At 67.8% G+C, this 17,883-nt stretch carries 16 protein-coding genes; 7 read left to right on the top strand and 9 right to left on the bottom strand.

Annotated features, from left to right (window positions below):
* The first annotated feature begins 21 nt into the window (after positions 1 to 21).
* From hemC to CFB45_RS13745, 3 genes are read left to right on the top strand one after another with little or no spacing between them, the layout of a single operon-like run.
* Entirely contained in the window at positions 22 to 1,026 is a 1,005-nt protein-coding gene (gene hemC, locus CFB45_RS13755) for a hydroxymethylbilane synthase (protein WP_089426085.1), read from the top strand.
* Positions 1,026 to 2,996 (top strand): fused uroporphyrinogen-III synthase HemD/membrane protein HemX, encoded by a 1,971-nt coding sequence (gene hemDX, locus CFB45_RS13750; protein ID WP_089426084.1) that lies wholly within the window; start codon positions 1,026 to 1,028, stop codon positions 2,994 to 2,996. The genes hemC and hemDX overlap by 1 nt, the downstream gene beginning before the upstream one ends.
* Before the next feature lie 2 nt (positions 2,997 to 2,998).
* The gene (locus CFB45_RS13745; protein ID WP_089426083.1) at positions 2,999 to 4,186 is read left to right on the top strand and encodes a heme biosynthesis protein HemY; all 1,188 of its coding nucleotides are present in this window, start codon (positions 2,999 to 3,001) and stop codon (positions 4,184 to 4,186) included.
* A gap of 88 nt (positions 4,187 to 4,274) precedes the next feature.
* Here CFB45_RS13745 and CFB45_RS13740 read toward each other — a convergent pair whose 3' ends face one another.
* The 4 genes from CFB45_RS13740 to CFB45_RS13725 all read right to left on the bottom strand — a co-directional run bounded on the left by CFB45_RS13740 (position 4,275) and on the right by CFB45_RS13725 (position 8,431).
* On the bottom strand, positions 4,275 to 4,640 hold the full coding sequence (locus CFB45_RS13740) for a DUF4180 domain-containing protein (RefSeq protein ID WP_089426082.1): 366 nt from the start codon (positions 4,638 to 4,640) through the stop codon (positions 4,275 to 4,277).
* An 18-nt stretch (positions 4,641 to 4,658) separates the two neighbouring features.
* On the bottom strand, positions 4,659 to 5,963 hold the full coding sequence (locus tag CFB45_RS13735; protein WP_089426081.1) for an MFS transporter: 1,305 nt from the start codon (positions 5,961 to 5,963) through the stop codon (positions 4,659 to 4,661).
* A gap of 177 nt (positions 5,964 to 6,140) precedes the next feature.
* On the bottom strand, positions 6,141 to 6,899 hold the full coding sequence (locus tag CFB45_RS13730; protein ID WP_089426080.1) for an SDR family oxidoreductase: 759 nt from the start codon (positions 6,897 to 6,899) through the stop codon (positions 6,141 to 6,143).
* Positions 6,900 to 6,991: 92 nt separating this feature from the next.
* The gene (locus tag CFB45_RS13725; RefSeq protein WP_089426079.1) at positions 6,992 to 8,431 is read right to left on the bottom strand and encodes an aldehyde dehydrogenase family protein; all 1,440 of its coding nucleotides are present in this window, start codon (positions 8,429 to 8,431) and stop codon (positions 6,992 to 6,994) included.
* A gap of 470 nt (positions 8,432 to 8,901) precedes the next feature.
* Here CFB45_RS13725 and ppa point away from each other — a divergent pair, with 470 nt between their 5' ends.
* A complete protein-coding gene (gene ppa, locus CFB45_RS13720) occupies positions 8,902 to 9,429 on the top strand; it encodes an inorganic diphosphatase (RefSeq protein ID WP_011352863.1) in 528 nt (175 codons plus the stop codon).
* Positions 9,430 to 9,483: 54 nt separating this feature from the next.
* Here the strand turns inward: ppa and CFB45_RS13715 are convergent, their stop codons facing one another.
* Positions 9,484 to 10,293 carry a GIY-YIG nuclease family protein gene (locus CFB45_RS13715; protein WP_089426078.1) on the bottom strand — a complete coding sequence of 270 codons (810 nt, stop codon included), beginning with the start codon at positions 10,291 to 10,293 and terminating at the stop codon, positions 9,484 to 9,486.
* A gap of 49 nt (positions 10,294 to 10,342) precedes the next feature.
* Positions 10,343 to 11,377 (bottom strand): helix-turn-helix transcriptional regulator, encoded by a 1,035-nt coding sequence (locus CFB45_RS13710; RefSeq protein ID WP_089426077.1) that lies wholly within the window; start codon positions 11,375 to 11,377, stop codon positions 10,343 to 10,345.
* A 144-nt stretch (positions 11,378 to 11,521) separates the two neighbouring features.
* On the opposite strand from CFB45_RS13710, the gene CFB45_RS39000 reads away from it, so the two are divergent.
* Positions 11,522 to 11,671, top strand: coding sequence for a hypothetical protein (locus tag CFB45_RS39000; RefSeq protein ID WP_179255066.1), 150 nt, complete (start codon positions 11,522 to 11,524; stop codon positions 11,669 to 11,671).
* Between the two features lie 5 nt (positions 11,672 to 11,676).
* On the opposite strand, the gene CFB45_RS13705 is transcribed toward CFB45_RS39000, so the two are convergent.
* Positions 11,677 to 12,855 (bottom strand): GNAT family N-acetyltransferase, encoded by a 1,179-nt coding sequence (locus CFB45_RS13705; RefSeq protein WP_089426076.1) that lies wholly within the window; start codon positions 12,853 to 12,855, stop codon positions 11,677 to 11,679.
* A gap of 110 nt (positions 12,856 to 12,965) precedes the next feature.
* On the opposite strand from CFB45_RS13705, the gene CFB45_RS13700 reads away from it, so the two are divergent.
* Complete coding sequence (locus CFB45_RS13700; protein ID WP_089426634.1) at positions 12,966 to 14,672, top strand: NAD+ synthase; 1,707 nt, start codon at positions 12,966 to 12,968, stop codon at positions 14,670 to 14,672.
* A gap of 83 nt (positions 14,673 to 14,755) precedes the next feature.
* A complete protein-coding gene (locus CFB45_RS13695; RefSeq protein WP_006398637.1) occupies positions 14,756 to 15,094 on the top strand; it encodes a P-II family nitrogen regulator in 339 nt (112 codons plus the stop codon).
* Between the two features lie 140 nt (positions 15,095 to 15,234).
* Here CFB45_RS13695 and CFB45_RS13690 read toward each other — a convergent pair whose 3' ends face one another.
* Positions 15,235 to 16,314, bottom strand: a complete 1,080-nt coding sequence (locus CFB45_RS13690) for a porin (protein ID WP_089426633.1) — start codon at positions 16,312 to 16,314, stop codon at positions 15,235 to 15,237.
* 562 nt (positions 16,315 to 16,876) lie between these two features.
* Positions 16,877 to 17,848, bottom strand: coding sequence for a LysR family transcriptional regulator (locus tag CFB45_RS13685; protein WP_373558411.1), 972 nt, complete (start codon positions 17,846 to 17,848; stop codon positions 16,877 to 16,879).
* Positions 17,849 to 17,883: the final 35 nt, after the last annotated feature.

Genomic DNA, 17,883 nt, shown 5'->3' with positions numbered 1-17,883 from the left:
CCGTCCTTCGATGTTCCAGCAATGAATTCCGAGACCCCCGCGGCCGGGCCGCAACAGGCACAGTCGCCCGCGACGTTGACGATTGCTTCGCGCGAGAGCCGCCTGGCGATGTGGCAAGCCGAACATGTGCGTGATGCGCTGCGCAAATTATATCCAGCTTGTGACGTGAAAATCCTCGGGATGACGACGCGCGGCGACCAGATTCTCGATCGCACGCTGTCGAAAGTCGGCGGCAAGGGCCTGTTCGTGAAGGAACTGGAGGCCGCGCTGGCCGACGGCCGCGCCGATCTCGCCGTGCATTCGCTGAAGGACGTGCCGATGGCGCTGCCCGACGGCTTCTCGCTCGCCGCGATCATGGAACGCGAAGATCCGCGCGATGCATTCGTGTCGAACGACTACGCGTCGCTCGACGCGCTGCCGGCCGGCGCCGTGGTCGGTACGTCGAGCCTGCGCCGCGAGGCGATGCTGCGCTCGCGCTACCCGCACCTGGACGTGCTGCCGCTGCGCGGCAACCTCGACACGCGTCTCGCGAAGCTCGATCGCGGCGACTACGCGGCGATCATCCTCGCGGCCGCCGGCCTGAAGCGCCTCGGCCTGGAAGCGCGCATTCGCACGCTGATCGACGTCGAAGCCAGCCCGCCCGCGGCCGGCCAGGGCGCGCTCGGCATCGAGATCGCATCGCACCGCGACGACGTCGCCGCATGGCTCGCACCGCTGCACGACCCGCAGACCGCGCTCGCGGTCGAGGCCGAGCGGATGGTGTCGCGCGCGCTCGGCGGCAGCTGCGAGGTGCCGCTCGCCGCGCACGCGGTGTGGCGCGCGGGCGAACTGTACCTGACGGGCCGTGTGTCGACGACCGACGGCAAGCGCGTGCTGACGGCCGAGGAGTGCGGGGCAGTCATGACCGTCGCCGATGCGCTCGCGCTCGGCCGCGCCGTGTCCGACGAGCTCGAGGCGCAAGGCGCGCTCGACATCGTCCGGGCGCTGCTCGCGGGCTCGCAGGCCGCCGGCAAGGGCGACGCCTGATGGCGGGCGGCGCGCGCGCGTTCACCGCTGTCCTGACGCGCCCGGACGGCCAGTCCGGCGCGCTTGCGTCGCAACTGGCCGAGGCCGGCTGCGACGTGCTCGAATTTCCGTTGATCGACATCGCGCCGGTCGACGATCCCGCGCCGCTCGACGCGGCATTCGCGGCGCTCGCCGACTACGCGCTGGTGATTTTCGTCTCGCCGAACGCGATCGACCGCGCGCTCGCGCAGTACGGCGCGATCTGGCCGAACGCGCTGCCGGTCGGCGTGGTCGGGCCCGGCAGCGTGGCGGCGCTCGAGCGTCACGGCATCGCGGCGCCCGCGCATCGCGTGATCGCGCCGCAGGCGCCGGCCGACGGCGGCGTACCCCATTACGATTCGGAAAGCCTGTTCGCGTGCATCGAGGCCGCGTTCGGCGGCGCCCAGGCGCTGGCGGGCAAGCGCGTGCTGATCGTGCGCGGCGACGGCGGTCGCGAATGGCTCGCCGAACGATTGCGCGAGGCCGGCGCGGACGTCACGCTCGCCGCCGCCTACCGGCGCGTCGTGCCCGAGCCGCGTGTCGGCGCGTGGGAGCGCGTGCATGCGCTGCTTCACGGCGAACCGCATGCGTGGCTCGTCACGAGCTCGGAAGGCGTGCGCAACCTGCACGAACTCGCGCGGGCGCACCTGAACGATGCCGAGATCGACGCGCTGAAGCACGCGCCGCTCGTGACGCCGCATCCGCGGATCGAGCAGACCGCGCGTTCATTGGGTTTTGATAGGATTACGCTGACCGGCGCGGGCGATGAGCGCATCGTCCGCGCGTTTCGAACGATGGCCGAGGAGGCCGTCCAACCGGCGACAGCCGCACCGGTGACTAAACGCATGACAGATACCAACGATTCCAAAAGCGTCGCTTCCCAGCCGGCCGCTGCATCCGCACCGCCGTCCCGCCCTGCCTACATGGGCGCCGAACCACCCGCGCGCCGCGGCGGCAGCGCGGTGCTGTGGTTCGTCGTCGTCGTGCTCGGCTGCGCGGCGGGCGTCGGCGGCTACGCACTGAACCGGAAGATCGACCGGCTCGACGGCACGTTCGTCACGCGCCAGAAGGCGCTGGATGCGCAGACGGCCGAGACGCGCATGAAGACCGAGCAAGCGCTCGCGAGCACGCACCAGGTTGACACGCAGCTTGCGCAGCTCGACGGCAAGCTCGCCGACGCGCAGAGCGCACAGCAGGCGCTGCAGCAGCAATACCAGGATCTGTCGCGCAACCGCGATGCGTGGATGCTCGAGGAAGTCGACCAGATGCTGTCGAGCGCGAGCCAGCAGCTTCAGCTGACCGGCAACACGCAGCTCGCGCTGATCGCGCTGCAGAACGCCGACGCGCGCCTCGCCACGTCGCAGAGCGCGCAGGCCGTCACGGTCCGCAAGGCGCTCGCGCTGGACATCGAGAAGCTGAAGGCCGCACCGGCGGCCGACCTCACGGGCCTGGCGATCAAGCTCGACGATGCGATCGCGAAGATCGACGCGCTGCCGCTGTCCGGCGAGGCGATCGTCCCGCACGAGGCGCCGAAGGCCGCGCCGGCCGACACCGCGTCGTCGGCCGTGGCCGGCGAGCCGCGCTGGAAGGTGTGGTGGCACGACTTCTCGGCCGGCCTCGGCCAGCAGTTGAAGGGGCTCGTGCAGGTGCGCCGGATCGACAACGCGGATGCGATGCTCGCGTCGCCCGACCAGGGCTACTTCGTGCGCGAGAACGTGAAGCTGCGCCTGCTGACTGCCCGCCTGTCGCTGCTCGCGCGCAACGACAGCGCGATGAAGGCCGACCTGCACGCCGCACAGGCGTCGCTCGGGAAGTATTTCGACCAGGCATCGAAGGACACGCAGACCGTCGAGGATCTGCTCAAGCAGGTTGACGGCGCATCGCTGACGGTTGCGGTGCCGAACCTGAACACGAGCCTGAACGCCGTTCAGCAGTTCAAGAGCCGGGGGTAACGATGACGCTTCGAGGAATCGTCTGGCTCGCGGTCCTGTTCGCGATCGCCGCGGCGCTCGCCACCGTCGGCCGTTTCGACGCGGGGCAGGTACTGCTCGTCTATCCGCCGTACCGGATCGACGTGTCGCTGAACCTGTTCGTGATCGCCATCGTCGTGCTGTTCATCGTCGTGTATGCGCTGCTGCGCATCGTGCGCAACATCTGGCGCATGCCGCAGCGGGTCGCCGCGTATCGGGCGCGCTCGCGCAACGAGAAGGCACAGGCATCGCTGCGCGACGCGATCGCGAACCTGTATGCGGGCCGCTTCTCGCGCGCGGAGAAGGCCGCGCGTGAAGCGCTGTCGGTCGATGCGAACCTGGGCGCCGCGAGTCTCGTCGGGGCCACCGCCGCGCACCGGATGCACGAGTACACGCGCCGCGACGACTGGCTGTCGAAGGTCGACGCGCCGGAATGGCAGGACGCACGGCTGCTCGCCGCGGCCGACATGCGCGCGGATGCGCGTGATGCCGACGGCGCGCTTGCCGCGCTGGCCGACCTGCAGGCGGGCGGCAAGCGCATCCATGCGCAGCAGGTCGCGCTGCGCGCGCAGCAGCAGTTGAAGAACTGGGCCGAGGTGCTGAAGCTTGCGAAGGCGCTCGAGAAGCGCGAGGCGCTGCATCCGGCCGCGGCCGTGCGGCTGCGCCAGCAGGCCGCGGAAAACCTGCTGCGCGAACGCCGGCACGACCCGGACGCGCTGCTCGAGGTGTGGCAGTCGCTGTCGCCGGCCGAGCGCCAGTCGCCGCGTCTTGCCGATCTCGCCGCCGATCTGCTCGTCCCGCTCGAGCGCCGCAACGAAGCGCGCCGCATCGTCGAGGACGCGCTCGCGCACAACTGGGATGCGCGCCTGCTGCGCCGTTATCCGGATACGGCCGGCGCCGATGCGCTGCCGCTGATCCAGAAGGCGGAAGGGTGGAAGAAGGATCACCCGGAGGATGCCGACCTGCTGTTCGCGCTCGGTCGCCTGTGCCAGCAGCAGCAGCTGTGGGGCAAGGCGCAGTCGTTCCTCGAATCGGCACTGAAGCTGGCCGACAACGAGGCGCTGAAGGTGCGTGCGCATCGCGCGCTCGCGCGGCTGTTCGAGCATCTTGGCGAAACCGACAAGGCTGCGAAGCACTACCGCGAAAGCGCGCTCGCGATTACCGTGGTCTGACGCGCTGCGGCGCAAACCAGCCCCGAACGCCTGGCGGCCTTCGGGGCTTTTTTTCGTCGATCGCGACGCAGCGGGCGCGCGCGGCGCGTTACGCGCCGAGCCTGCGCAGCAGGTCTTCCTCGCTCGCGACGAACCACACCGATTGCCCACGATTGGACTCGCGAACGAGCGCGCGGAGCGCTTCGCTGCGCGCGAGCCAGCGGTCAATATCACCGACCACACCGAGCCGGACGCCGTAGTTGACGAGTTTCTGCAGCACCGCGCCCGCCAGCCCGCTATCGAGCCGGTAGAAATCCTCGTGCAGCCCGTTGGCGGGCACCGCGACCCAATCGGCCTCATGCTCGTGCGCGAGCGCGACGAGATCGAGCGCATCGCTTTCGCGCTGAACCAGGCCAGCGGCGGGATCGCGGACCAGCACACGGTGGCCGGCTGCCTGGACGATTCGGTGGAGCATGCGGGTTGGCTCCCTGCGTTACTTGTCGACCAGCCGCTTCGGCACCGACAGCGCCAGCAGTCCGCCGAGCACGAGGAACCCGGCGAGCATGTACATGCCCGAATCGTTGGCGCCCGTTACCTGCTTGAGCCAGCCCATCATGTACGGGCTGAGGAAGCCGGCGAGGTTGCCGATCGAGTTGATCATCGCGATGCCGGCCGCGGCCGCCGTGCCGCCGAGGAAAGCGGTCGGCAGGCTCCAGAACAGCGGCAACGTCGTCAGGATGCCGATCGTCGCGAGCGTGAGGCCGAGCATCGCGAGCGCGGTCTGGTGCGCCCAGATCACCGACAGCACGAGCCCGAGCGCGCCGATCGCGGCCGGAATCGCGACGTGCCAGCGGCGCTCGCGGTGCCGGTCCGCGCTGCGTGCGATCAGGATCATCGCGACCACGGCGGCCGCATACGGAATCGCCGACAGCAGGCCGATCATGAGCGTGTCGGTCACGCCCGTCGCCTTGATGATGGTCGGCAGCCAGAAGCCGACGCCGTAAAGCCCCATCACGAACGAGAAGTAGATCAGCGCCATCAGCCACACGCGCGGGCTGGCCATCACGGCGCCGAGCGGCGGGTCTTCCTTGGTGGCCTCTTCGGCAGCGACGTTGCGCGTGAGCAGCGCCTTTTCGTCGTCGGTCAGCCAGTTCGCCTTCTCGATCCGCTCGTCCAGCTTGAGGAACACGACCACGCCGACCAGCACCGACGGGATACCCTCGAGCAGGAACAGCCATTGCCAGCCGTGCCACCCGCTGATGCCGTCGAACGCCTTCAGGATGAAGCCCGAGAGCGGCCCGCCGATCACGCCGGACAGCGCGACGGCCGTCATGAAGAACGTCGTCATCCGGCCGCGCCGGTGCGCGGGATACCAGTAGGTGAGGTAGAGGATCACGCCGGGGAAGAAGCCCGCCTCGGCGACGCCGAGCAGGAAGCGCATCACGTAGAACATCGTGGGTGTCGTGACGAACATCGTCAGGATCGAGATCACGCCCCACGTCGCCATGATCCGCGCGATCCACACGCGCGCGCCGACCCTGTGCAGGATGATGTTGCTCGGCACCTCGAAGAGGAAATAGCCGAAGAAGAAGATCCCGGCGCCGAGCCCGTAGACGGTGTCGCTGAGGTTCAGGTCGCTCGCCATCTGCAGCTTCGCGAACCCGACGTTCACGCGGTCGAGATACGCGACCACGTAGCACAGCAGCAGGAGCGGCACGAGCCGCCACGACACCTTGCGGTAGGTCGCTTCCTCGAATGCGCCGGACGAGCCCGGCAGCGACTGCGTCGATGTTGCCATGTTGTCTCCTGTCGATCAAAGTTAGCGCTTTAGCGGTTACTTGGATCCCATGCACCGCTGTCCTTGTAGTTGGCCGGGGAAAGCGCAGCGGCACCCGATCCGGTTTCGTGCGAAGCAATGCGTGGATGCCGTGCCGGTCGAAGCATCCCGGCTCGGCACGCGAACAGCGCGATGCGGCTAGATGCAGCGCCCGCCGTCGACTTCGAGACAAACGCCCGTGATGAATTCAGCTTCGTCGGAGGCAAGGTAAAGCGCCGCGTTCGCGATGTCCTGCGGCGTCGAGAAGCGGCCGAGCGGGATCGTCGCGAGGAACCGGCTGCGGTTCTCGGGGGTGTCCTCGCAGCCCATGAATTCGGTCATCAACGCCGTTTCGCCGAGCACGGGGTTGATGCAGTTCACGCGGATGCGGTCGGCGCCGAGCTCGGCCGCGAGCGACTTGCTTGCGGTGATCATCGCGCCCTTCGTGCTGTTGTACCAGACGAGGCCTGGCCGCGGCCGCACGCCGGCCGTCGACGCGACGTTCACGAACACGCCGCCGCCCCGTTCGCGGAAGTACGGCACGAAGGTCTGCACGCACCAGAACAGGCTCTTCATGTTGACCGCGTACACGCGGTCGAATTCGGCTTCCGTCACGTCGAGCACCGGCTTGTTGCGGTGCGTGGTGCCCGCGTTGTTCACGACGATCTGCACCGCGTGGAAATCGTCGAGCGACGCTTGCAGCAGCGCGTGCCAGTCGTCCTGCCTCGACACGTCGCCGGCCACCGCGATGGCCTTGCCGCCCGCGAGCGCGATCTCGCTCGCGACGCGCTCGGCTGCCGCGCCATTCAGGTCGTTGACGACGACGTTCGCGCCTTCGCGCGCATAGGTCTTCGCGATGCCTTCGCCGAATCCCGAGCCGCCGCCCGTGACGATTGCCGTCTTGCCGCTCAACCGCATGGTGTGTCTCCTGTGCTGGATATGAGTGTCGTCGTGCTTCGGCACGCAGCCCGGTGCTGCCGGCCGCGTGCCAGGTGCTGCATGCGGCGCGGTCAGCCGTGCCGGATCGCGATCGTCTTCAGCGTGGTGAAGCCGTACAGTGCCTCGAAGCCTTTCTCGCGGCCATGTCCCGAGTGGCCGACGCCGCCGAACGGCAGCTCGACGCCGCCGCCCGCGCCGTAGTTGTTGATGAACACCTGGCCCGCCCGCAGGCGCCGTGCGAGCCGCATCTGGCGCGCGCCGTCGCGCGTCCAGATGCCCGCGACGAGGCCGTACGGCGTGCCGTTCGCCAGCGCGACGGCTTCGTCCTCATCGACGAAACGCATCGCGGCGAGCACGGGGCCGAACACTTCCTCCTGCGCGAGCCGGTGCGACGGCGGCACGTCGCGCAGCAGCGCGGGCGCCTGGTAGAAGCCGCTTTCGGGCGCGTCGGCGACGACCTGCCCGTGCGCGGCCATCGGAATGCCGTCGTGCTGCGCGTCGGACAGGAAATCCCACACGCGCTGTTGCTGCTTCGCGTTGATCAGCGGGCCGCAGTCGAGGTCGGCGCGGCTCGGGCCGACGCGCAGCCCGTTGAACGCGGTGGCAAGCCGCTCGACGAGCGGCTCGTACACCGCGCGCTCGATCAGCACGCGGCTGCCGGCCGAACAGGTCTGCCCGCCGTTCTGCACGATCGCGGACACGAGCACGGGCAGCGCCGCTTCGAGATCGGCGTCGGCGAACACGATCTGCGGCGATTTGCCGCCGAGTTCGAGCGTGACGGGTACGTGGTTCTCGGCCGCCATCTGCGTGACCAGCTTGCCGGTGGCCGGCGACCCCGTGAACGAGATGTGGTCGATGCCGGGATGGCGTGCGAGCGCGGCGCCGGCTTCATGGCCGTAGCCGGTGACGATGTTCAGCGCACCGGCCGGCAACCCGGCCTCGATGGCCAGCTCGGCGACGCGCAGCAACGACAGGCACGCATCCTCGGCCGGCTTGACGACGCAGGCGTTGCCGGCCGCGAGCGCGGCGCCGACGCTGCGCCCGAAGATCTGCATCGGGTAGTTCCACGGCACGATGTGGCCCGTGACGCCGTGCGGCTCGCGCACCGTCAGCACCGTGTAGCCGGCTTGATAGGGGAGGGTTTCGCCGTGCAGCTTGTCGGCGGCGCCTGCGTAGAACTCGAAGTAGCGCGCGAGCGCGGCTGCGTCGGCGCGCGCCTGTTTCAGCGGCTTGCCGGTGTCGCGCGCTTCGATCGCGGCGAGTTCCTCGATCGACGCGGCGACACGCGCCGACAGGCGCATCAGCACGCGGCCGCGCTCGGCGGCGCTGGCGGCGCCCCACGGGCCCGCGAATGCGTCGCGGGCCGCGGCGACCGCGCGCTCGATGTCGGGCGCCGTGCCGCGGGCGATCGACGCGAACGGCTGGCCGTCGGAGGGATCGACGACCGCGATGGTTTCCAGTTGCGCGGGCAGCGTCCATTCGCCCGCGATGAAGTGCTTCGCCTCTTCCATGCCAGCTCCTGTCGACCCGAGTTAGCGCTTTAGCGCTTACTCGGGTCCCATGCTTCGCGGTCGACCCGAGTTAGCGCTTTAGCGCTCACCCGGGTCCCATGCTTCGCGGTCGACCCGAGTTGGCACTTCAGCGCTCACCCGGGTCCCATGCTTCGCGGTCGACCCGAGTTAGCGCTTCAGCGCTCACCCGGGTCCCATGCTTCACGGTCGCCCCGAGTTAGCGCCTCAGCGCTCACCCAGGCCCCATGTTTTGCGGTCGGCCGGCGATAGCGCTTCAACCGCCGACACCGATTCCACGTCACGCGGCCAATGGTTCAACGGCCGGGCATCCGGAACGATTATCGGCCGATCGTCATCCGGACGCCACCGGTCGATTGGCTATAATGGCGCATTCCCTTGCGGGACGCCTGCGGCGATGCATCGGCCGCGGCGCCCTGTCCCGAATTCCCATCGACCTACAGAGAGTGCTCATGAGCTTCAATCATGTTCCGGCCGGCAAGGACCTGCCGCAAGATTTCAACGTGATCATCGAGATTCCCGCGCAAAGCGATCCGGTGAAGTACGAGGCGGACAAGGAACTGGGCCTTCTCGTCGTCGACCGCTTCATCGGCACGGGCATGCGCTATCCGGTGAACTACGGCTACATCCCGCAGACGCTGTCGGGCGACGGCGATCCGGTCGACGTGCTCGTGATCACGCCGTTCCCGCTGCTGGCGGGCTCGATCGTGCGTTCGCGCGTGCTCGGCATGCTGCAGATGACCGACGAGTCGGGCGTCGACGCGAAGCTGGTCGCGGTGCCGCACGACAAGGTCTGCCCGATGACGGCCAACCTGAAGTCGATCGACGACGTGCCCGAGTACCTGAAGGACCAGATCAAGCACTTCTTCGAGCAATACAAGGCGCTCGAGAAGGGCAAGTGGGTGAAGGTCGAAGGCTGGGCCGGCATCGAAGCCGCGCACAAGGAAATCACCGACGGCGCAGCGAACTACAAGAAGTAAGCGGCGCACCGGCCGACGGCCGGTTCGTGCGAAACGCCAACCGCGCGTGTCTCCTCAGGAGGCCGCGCGGTTTTGTTTTGTGCGTTGGGGTCGCTTGCGTGCGGCGGCGGGTACGGCCGCGGGCGACGGGGCGGTGGACGGCGCGTCCTTCGTGCGCTTCGCGCGGCGAGGGACAACGGGAGCGGCTGGCGCTTCGGCGGCTTGGGTAGCAGCCGCGCGGCGGCGGGCCGGTGCGGGCGCGGCATCTTCGCGTCCGGTCGTGATGAGTTTGCCGCTGGCTGCAGGCGCCTTTCCTTTCGACGAAGCGGGTGCGGCCGGCTTGTCCTTTTTTACCGGTGTGCCGCGCGATGAAGTCTTTTTTGCGACCCCATCGTTGTCGGGCTTCTTGCGCTGTGCGACCGGGGCGGCTTTTGTCGCCTTGGGAGACTTGGCGGCTTTTGCAGGCTTGTCGACCTTTTCGGCTTTCCCGGCCTTCTTCGGGCTTTTGCCCGTCTCGACCGTCTTCTCCGCACGATCGACGTTCTTCGCCTTCTTCCGCCCGCGCGCACCAGCCTTCAACCCGGCCTCGTCACCGCTGGTATCGACGGCCACGACGGCCGGCAGCACCGACTCCAGCGTCCGCAACCCGGCCGCCAGTTCCCGCTTCTGCACCGCCGTGAGTTGCTTCACCCAGTACTCGGCGCGCGACGCGCTCGACCGGTCGGGCAGTGGAAACGACGCGAGCACCGCACGCGGCTTGCGCGAGCGCGTATAGCGCGCGCCCTTGCCGGAGGCGTGCTCGTCGAAGCGCGCGGCAACGTCGGTCGTGATGCCCGTATAGACGCTGTCGTCGGCGCATTCGATCAGATACAGAAACCAGGACATGGCAGGGCGGCAGGATGCGAAGCCGCCAGTGTCTCAGAAAAAGCGCCCGTCAACGCCACCGCTCGCCGTGCCCGTTGCGGAAGCGGCTCGGCGCCGCGCCGAGTTCGCGCGTGAAGAAGCGCGTGAACGCGCTCGTCGAACGGAAGCCGACCCGCGCGCCGATCTCGCCGATCGGCAATTGCGTATTCAGCAGCAGGTCGCGCGCTTCACCGAGCCGTGCCTGCGCGACGAGCGCGTGAAACCCGACTGCTTCGCGATGCAGCCGCCGGCGCAGTGTCCAGCGCGACATCGCGAAGCGCGCGCAGACGTGCTCCATCAGCGTGTCGGACGGCACGTCGGCGTCGTCGGACGTGCGCAGCCAGTCGCGCACGCATTGCTCGACCGACGCGCCGAACGTCGAGCGGGCGCGCACGCGCTCGCACGCGGCGTCGGCCGCCTGACGCTGGATGTCCGCGAGCGGCGCGTTGTAGCACTCGAACGGCGTGTCGAAGCGCGCGGAGCGCAGCACGACGCGGTTGCATGCGGCATCGAACGACACCGTCGCGCCGAGGAGATCGCGCAACGCGGCCGTCGGCGCGAACGCGCGGCCCGCGAACCCGGCTTCGTCGATCCGCACGTGCGGATCGTACAGGCGCGCGAGCGCGACGAGGATCGCGAAATTTGCGAACGCGCTGCTGGCGGGCCTTCCGTCACCTTCGTTCACGTACTCGAGTGCGATCGCGTCGCCTGTCTCATGCGCGAAAAGCCAGTCGACGTTGCCGATCAGTTCGCGGTAGCGCAGGTAGCCGTGCAGCGCGTCGCGCAGCGTCGCGGCGTTGCAGGTGACGCCCGCGAGTTCCGGGAATGGCGCGAGCCACGGCACGACCTGCGGCGGCGGCCGATGCCAGGACAACGGCCAGTCGCTCATCAGCCGCATCGCGGCGACGTGCCGATCGCCGGGGATGCGCCGCGCGTCGTCGGCGAGATCGGCCGCGCCGATGCCGAGCGTCGCATACAGCGGCGCGACGTCGAAGCCGTTGCGGCGCATGTCGTCGAGCGCCTGTCGGTAGACCCGGACGGATACCGATTTCTGTCGTAACTCCATGTCTCTCTCCATGACCTTCGGGTTGCCCCCGCTGCGAGAGGTCAGGTACTGCTCCTGCCGGTCAAGCATGGTGACCGGTCGATTTTTTTAAACTGGGACGCTGGAGTGGGATGACAAGTACAACAGATCGATTCAGGCGGATCAATGAAAACTTCGCTGTTCCGGCGTTCGACGATGGCGTGCGCGTGGGCGATCGAGGCGGTGCCGGCGACGGTGACGCTCGCCGCGCACCGGGCCGAAGGGGGCGTGCGGCATGCGGCGAAGCCGGCCATCGTCGCATGCCGGGGCCCTTGATGACGTTACTGGCCGCCGCGCCGGAACGGATCGTGTTCGCGCAGCTCGTCGACGTACGCGTGGATATGCTCGGTCTCACGTTCGAGAAAGCGTGCGACCGCGTCCGAGAACGCCGGGTGCGCGAGCCAGTGCGCGGAGTGCGTGACGGTCGGCAGGAAGCCGCGCGCGAGCTTGTGTTCGCCCTGTGCGCCGCCTTCGAACGTATCGAGTCCGGCCTCGATGCAGAATTCGAGCAACTGGTAGTAAGCCGTTTCGAAATGCAGGCAGGGCACGTGTTCGAGCGCGCCCCAATAGCGGCCATACAGCGTGCCGCCGCCGTTTTCGCCGCGCCGGTAGACGGCGAGCGCACTCGCGATCGGCTGCCCGCCGGTTTCCGCGATCACGAGCAGCAGGTTCTCGGGCATCGTCGCGCCGATCGTGCGGAAGAAGTCGAGATTCAGGTACGGGCTGGAATAGTGTTCGCGATAGGTCTGCCGGTAGCAGCGCGAGAAGAAACGCCAGTCGGCGTCGGTGATCTGGTCGCCGGTGAGCCGCCGGAACGTCACGCCCGCGTCGTGCACCTTGCGCCGCTCGGCACGGATGTTCTTGCGCTTCTTCTGCTCGAGCGTGCCGAGGAAATCGTCGAAGTGGCGGTAGCCGTCGTTGATCCAGTGGAACTGCACGCCTTCGCGCAGCATCATCCCCATCGATTCGAGGAGCGCCGCTTCGTCGCCGGTCGGGAACAGCACGTGCAGCGACGACACGTCGCTCTGCTCGGCGAACGCGAGCAGCGTGGCCGCGAGCCGGCGGCGCGCGTCGTCGTCGGCCGCGAGCAGGCGCGTGCCCTGCACCGGCGTGAACGGCACCGCGCACAGCAGCTTCGGGTAGTAGGGCAGGTCGTTGCGCTGGTACGCGTCGGCCCACGCCCAGTCGAACACGTATTCGCCGTATGAATGCTGTTTCGCGTACACCGGCGCGGCGGCCGCGAGGCGGCCGGTGCGCTCGTCGGTCAGCGTGACGAAGTGCGGCGACCAGCCGGTATCGTCGACCGCGCAGCGCGCGACGTGCAGCGCGTCGAGGAATTCGTGGCGCAGGAAGGGCGTCGGCTGCGCGTCGCGGGCGAGCAGCGCGTTCCATTCTTCGGCCGGCACCTCCGCGGGGGACGACAGGATGCCCGTGCGATAATCGATGCGTTCGTGTTTCAAGCGTGAATCCGTACCGTTCTGTGTCGCCGGATGCGCGGGCCTGCGCGGCCTGCACCGGGACGATTTCGTCAGCCGTTCAGGGCGCGCCGCCGGGCTGCGCCGATCCCGCCATGAAGACCCGACTCGCTCTCGCCCAGATCAACGTCACCGTCGGCGACTTCGCCGGCAACGTCGCGCGAATCGTCGCGGCCGCCCGCGCCGCGCACAACGATGGTGCGCAGCTGATGGTCGCGCCGGAACTCGCGCTGTCCGGCTATCCGCCGGAAGACCTGCTGCTGCGGCCCGCGTTCTACGCGGCGGCCGCCGCGGCACTCGACGCGCTCGCCGACGCGCTGAAGGCATTCGACGGGCTCGCGGTGCTGGTCGGCCATCCGCTGCGCGGCGCGGGCGAAGGCGCGCACGCGCCAGCCGTCGATGGTAATGCAAACCGCCCGATCGAGCGCGGCGTGCCGCCCACCGATACCTATAACGCGGTTTCCCTGATCGTCGGCGGCGAGATCGTCGGCACCTATCGCAAGCAGGATCTGCCGAACGCCGAGGTGTTCGACGAGAAGCGCTACTTCGCGACCGACGCCGAGCCGCTCGTGTTCGAGCTGAACGGCGTGAAATACGGCGTGATCATCTGCGAGGATGCGTGGCACGCGTCGGCCGCGCAGATCGCGAAGGCGGCGGGCGCGCAGGTGCTGCTGATCCCGAACGGCTCGCCGTACCACATGAACAAGGAAGCGGTGCGCTTCGACATCCTGCGCGCGCGGATTCGCGAAACCGGGCTGCCGATGGTGTACGTGAACCTCGTCGGCGGCCAGGACGAGCTCGTGTTCGACGGCGGCTCGTTCGTGCTCGACGCGCAGGGCGCGCTCGTCGCGAAGATGCCGCAGTTCGACGAAGGGCACGCGATCGTCGAATTCGACGGCGCGCGGCCGCTGCCGGGCGCGATCGCGCCCGAGCTGTCGACGCACGCGCAGGTGTACCGCGCGCTCGTGACGGGCGTGCGCGACTACATCGGCAAGAACGGGTTTCCGGGCGTGCTGATCGGGCTGTCGGGCGGCGTCGATTCGGCCCTGGTGCTGGCCGTCGCATGCGATGCGCTCGGGCCGGAGCGCGTGCGCGCGGTGATGATGCCGTCGCGCTTCACGGCCGACATCTCGACCACCGATGCGGCGGAGATGGCGCGGCGCGTCGGCGTGCGCTACGACGAGATCGCGATCGCGCCGATGTTCGATGCGTTCCGCGCAGCGCTCGCGGGCGAGTTCGCGGGCCGCGCGGAAGACGCGACGGAGGAGAACATCCAGGCGCGCATTCGCGGCACGCTGCTGATGGCGCTGTCGAACAAGTTCGGCTCGATCGTGCTGACGACCGGCAACAAGAGCGAGATGGCGGTCGGCTACTGCACGCTGTACGGCGACATGGCCGGCGGGTTCGCGGTGATCAAGGACATCGCGAAGACGCTCGTGTACCGGCTGTGCCGCTATCGCAACGAAACGGCCGACTACCCGCTGCGCGACGTGATCCCGGAGCGGATCCTCACGCGCGCGCCGTCGGCCGAGCTGCGAGAGAACCAGACCGACCAGGACAGCCTGCCGCCGTACGACGTGCTCGACGCGATCATGCGGATGTACATGGAAGAGGATCGGCCGCTCGCCGAGATCGTCGCGGCCGGTTATGCGCAGGCCGACGTCGAGCGCGTGACGCGGCTCATCAAGATCAACGAATACAAGCGCCGCCAGGCGCCGATCGGCATTCGCGTCACGCATCGCGCGTTCGGGCGCGACTGGCGCTACCCGATCACGTCACGGTTTACCGAACGGCTCGATTGAGCGGTGCTGGGCCGCGTGCGGCTCGCAGGCTTACAATCGGGGTCGCGATTTTGCATCCAAACGAGCATTGGGGGACAACCACCATGAAACGCATCACTGCCATCATCAAGCCGTTCAAGCTGGACGAAGTCCGCGAAGCGCTCGCCGAAGTGGGTCTCACGGGCCTGACCGTGACGGAAGTGAAGGGCTTCGGCCGCCAGAAGGGCCATACCGAGCTGTATCGCGGCGCCGAATACGTCGTCGACTTCCTGCCGAAGATGAAGATCGAGGTGGTCGTCGCGGAAGCGCAGGTCGACCAGGTGATCGACGCGGTGATCGGCGCGGCGCGCACCGGCAAGATCGGCGACGGCAAGATCTTCGTGTCGGACGTCGAGCGCGTGATCCGCATCCGCACCGGCGAAGAGAACGAAGCGGCCGTCTGAGCCTCGCCTTCGTCGACGGGCCCTAAGTCGGCTCACCAATAAAAAACGGTGCGATACCCGGTTGGGTACCGCACCGATACGCGCCTCTCGCAGCAGCGTGGAAAACGTCGTTGAATCGATTCTTTGAGAACGGCGCCTGATCAGAACAGGTGCTGGATACCGGCGTAGACGCCGGTCTGGCTGCCGCCGAATTTCGGATTGCCGGTAGAGACGTCGGTACCCGCGCCGTTGGCGTTCAGGCCGAAGTTCGCGGTCTTGCTGTTGCGTACCGTTGCGACCTGCAGGTCGAACAGTGTGCGCTTCGAGATGTTGTACGAACCGCCGACCGTGTAGATGTTCGCGTTGCCGCCACCGTGGTTCGCGTTCACGTGGTACACGGCCGCGATCAGCGCCGCTGCCGGCGTCGCTTGCCACGTCACGCCGCCCCAGACTTGCTGGGTACCCGTCACGCCGTTGTTGACGGCCGGGCCGCCGCTGCCGTCTGCGTGCGATGCCTGGTAAGCCGCTTGCACCTTGAACTGGCCGAGGAATACGTTCACGCCCGCGAAGTATTCGCGCGAGTATTTGAACACGTCCGAGAAGCGGCCGTTGCTGTCGCGCGTTTCGTCGTAGATGCCGCGCAACTGGAACAGCGAGTTCGTATAGGTGATCTGGGCACCGGCAGCGCGACCATCCTTGGTCGAATCGGTGTTGCCGTTGAAGCTGGTCGAGTTCGAGAAAGAGAACTGGCCGTAGAAGTCGAGGCCGTAGAGCGACGGCGACTGGTACGACACGTTGTTGCTGGTCTTGTTCCAGTTGCGGCCGCGCACCAGCGAGGCCGTCGACCAGGCCGACTGGCCGAACGGGTCGAAGTCCCACACGCCGTTGGCGATCGCGAGCTCGCGACCCAACAGCAGCGTACCGTAGCGGTCGTTGGAGATGCCGACCGTCGCATAACGATCCCAGATCGAGCCGCTGAAGCCGCCCGTCATCGTGTTGAACGCGCCTTCGAGGTGGAACAGGATCTTGTTGCCGCCGCCGATGTCCTCGGTGCCCTTCAAGCCCCAGAGGCTCGTGCCCCAGTCGCCGCTTTCCGCGCGCACTTGGTGGCCGTTTTGCAGGCCGTTCATGTACTCGATGCCGGCATCCAGGCGGCCATACAGCGTGACGCTGCTCTGCGCGTGCGCCGTCACCACCCCAGCAGCCATCAGCGCGGCCGCGACCAAAGCTTTCTTCATCATCTCCTCCATACCCTGTCAAAAAGTCAACCCAGACTGCACGAGATGCCCGGAGCGCGAGCGCCGGGCAAAAGCGGGATAACCAGGGAGACCTCGTGCAGGGCCGGTAAGCGCGGCACGCGGGCAAGCGGACGGAAAACCGTTGAGCGGTCCCGCGCAGCCGGGTCGGCCTGCGGGGTCTCCTTGTAGTGTCGTGAAGCTAAACTACATTTCACGAACTTCGTTTTGCTACTTTGGTTACTAATTTAGCAAAAATACAATTTTGTGGCGATGGAAATCGTTGTTTGACTAACACGTGTCGCCAAATTGCCATGCAACACGGTGGGCAACAGGGGCGCCAAGGGTTTGCAATTAACGGAAAACCCTTGTCCCGCAAGGGAGACACGAGTTTTGCAAACAGGGGTCAAGGATTGCCACTATTGACGCTGCGAGGGCGCGGGCGTAAGCGTCGGACGCGAGAAATTGGTAAGTATTTCGTAATGAATGGATGGCTGCCGGAGAGGGCCGGCGGGTGCGTGAAACGCTTGTCCGTCAACGCCCGGCGCGAGGTACCAACCTGTGTCGGTCAGGCAGCGGCGGGCCTTGCGTCGAGCAACTGCGCGCGAATCCAGCGATGCGCATCGGTGCGCGCATGCTTCGCGTGCGAGTAGACCTTCACGGTGTAGCGCGGAATCTCGAACGGCGCCGGAAAGAGGCGGATCGGCGCCGCGTGCCGCAACGCCTGCGCGGCGCGGTTCGGCACCGTCATCAGCAGTGCGGATTCCGCGATCACGAACGGCGCGGCCAGCACCGTCGGCAACTGCACGGCGACCTGCCGCGCGAGGCCGAGCCGGTCGAGCACATGGTCGACGACGCCACGCGACTCGTTCCACGGCGTGACGACCACGTGGCGTGCGGCCAGGTACTGGTCGAGCGTCAGGCGCCGGCGAATCTCCGGATGCGTGGCGCTTGCAATCACGACGTAGTCGTCGGAGAACCAGTCGAAATCCTCGATGCCCGGCGCGTCGGCCGCCGATTCCTCGTGGTAGCCGAGCGCGAAATCGATACGGCCGGCCGCGAGTTCGTCGACGGAGATCTTTCGGTCGGAGTGCACGACGCGGATCCGCAATTGCGGCGCGACATGCTGGATGCGGGCGAGGAACGCCGGCAGCACGGCGAATGCCGTGTAGTCGGTCGCCGCGAACACGAACGTGCGGTCGCTTTGCGCAGGATCGAAGCGGCGTGCGCGGGCGAGCCCCTTCGACATCGTGTCGAGCGCGTCGCCGGCCCAGGCGGCGATGTCGTCGGCGCGCACGGTCGGCTGCATCTCGTTGCCGAGGCGCACGAACAGCGCGTCGCCGATCGCGTCGCGCAGCCGCGCGAGCGCGTGGCTCAACGCGGACGGGCTCAACGCGAGCTCGTGCGCGGCCGCGGCGACGGACCGGTGGCGATACAGCGCATCGAACACGAGCAGCAGGTTCAGGTCGAGGCGGCGCAGATCGGGATGCATCATGTTCAGGTCCGGATGAAGAAACTGCACTTCCTGCAGGAGCAGCATGAACGTAGCATGACGCTCTGATGGGTGCCAGCGCG

It is taken from the genome of Burkholderia sp. HI2500 (assembly GCF_002223055.1).
Taxonomy (GTDB): Bacteria; Pseudomonadota; Gammaproteobacteria; order Burkholderiales; family Burkholderiaceae; genus Burkholderia.
The sequence above is the reverse complement of the archived record's forward strand: the minus strand, read 5'-3'. Positions and strand labels throughout refer to the sequence as shown.

Excerpts from the sequence above, each read along its gene's own strand:
- hemC (WP_089426085.1), top strand. The coding sequence starts at position 22 with ATGAATTCCGAGACCCCCGCGGCCGGGCCGCAACAGGCACAGTCGCCC.
- hemDX (WP_089426084.1), top strand. The coding sequence starts at position 1,026 with ATGGCGGGCGGCGCGCGCGCGTTCACCGCTGTCCTGACGCGCCCGGAC.
- CFB45_RS13745 (WP_089426083.1), top strand. The coding sequence starts at position 2,999 with ATGACGCTTCGAGGAATCGTCTGGCTCGCGGTCCTGTTCGCGATCGCC.
- CFB45_RS13740 (WP_089426082.1), bottom strand. The coding sequence starts at position 4,640 with ATGCTCCACCGAATCGTCCAGGCAGCCGGCCACCGTGTGCTGGTCCGC.
- CFB45_RS13735 (WP_089426081.1), bottom strand. The coding sequence starts at position 5,963 with ATGGCAACATCGACGCAGTCGCTGCCGGGCTCGTCCGGCGCATTCGAG.
- CFB45_RS13730 (WP_089426080.1), bottom strand. The coding sequence starts at position 6,899 with ATGCGGTTGAGCGGCAAGACGGCAATCGTCACGGGCGGCGGCTCGGGA.
- CFB45_RS13725 (WP_089426079.1), bottom strand. The coding sequence starts at position 8,431 with ATGGAAGAGGCGAAGCACTTCATCGCGGGCGAATGGACGCTGCCCGCG.
- ppa (WP_011352863.1), top strand. The coding sequence starts at position 8,902 with ATGAGCTTCAATCATGTTCCGGCCGGCAAGGACCTGCCGCAAGATTTC.
- CFB45_RS13715 (WP_089426078.1), bottom strand. The coding sequence starts at position 10,293 with ATGTCCTGGTTTCTGTATCTGATCGAATGCGCCGACGACAGCGTCTAT.
- CFB45_RS13710 (WP_089426077.1), bottom strand. The coding sequence starts at position 11,377 with ATGGAGTTACGACAGAAATCGGTATCCGTCCGGGTCTACCGACAGGCG.
- CFB45_RS39000 (WP_179255066.1), top strand. The coding sequence starts at position 11,522 with ATGAAAACTTCGCTGTTCCGGCGTTCGACGATGGCGTGCGCGTGGGCG.
- CFB45_RS13700 (WP_089426634.1), top strand. The coding sequence starts at position 12,966 with ATGAAGACCCGACTCGCTCTCGCCCAGATCAACGTCACCGTCGGCGAC.
- CFB45_RS13695 (WP_006398637.1), top strand. The coding sequence starts at position 14,756 with ATGAAACGCATCACTGCCATCATCAAGCCGTTCAAGCTGGACGAAGTC.
- CFB45_RS13690 (WP_089426633.1), bottom strand. The coding sequence starts at position 16,314 with ATGATGAAGAAAGCTTTGGTCGCGGCCGCGCTGATGGCTGCTGGGGTG.
- CFB45_RS13685 (WP_373558411.1), bottom strand. The coding sequence starts at position 17,848 with ATGCTGCTCCTGCAGGAAGTGCAGTTTCTTCATCCGGACCTGAACATG.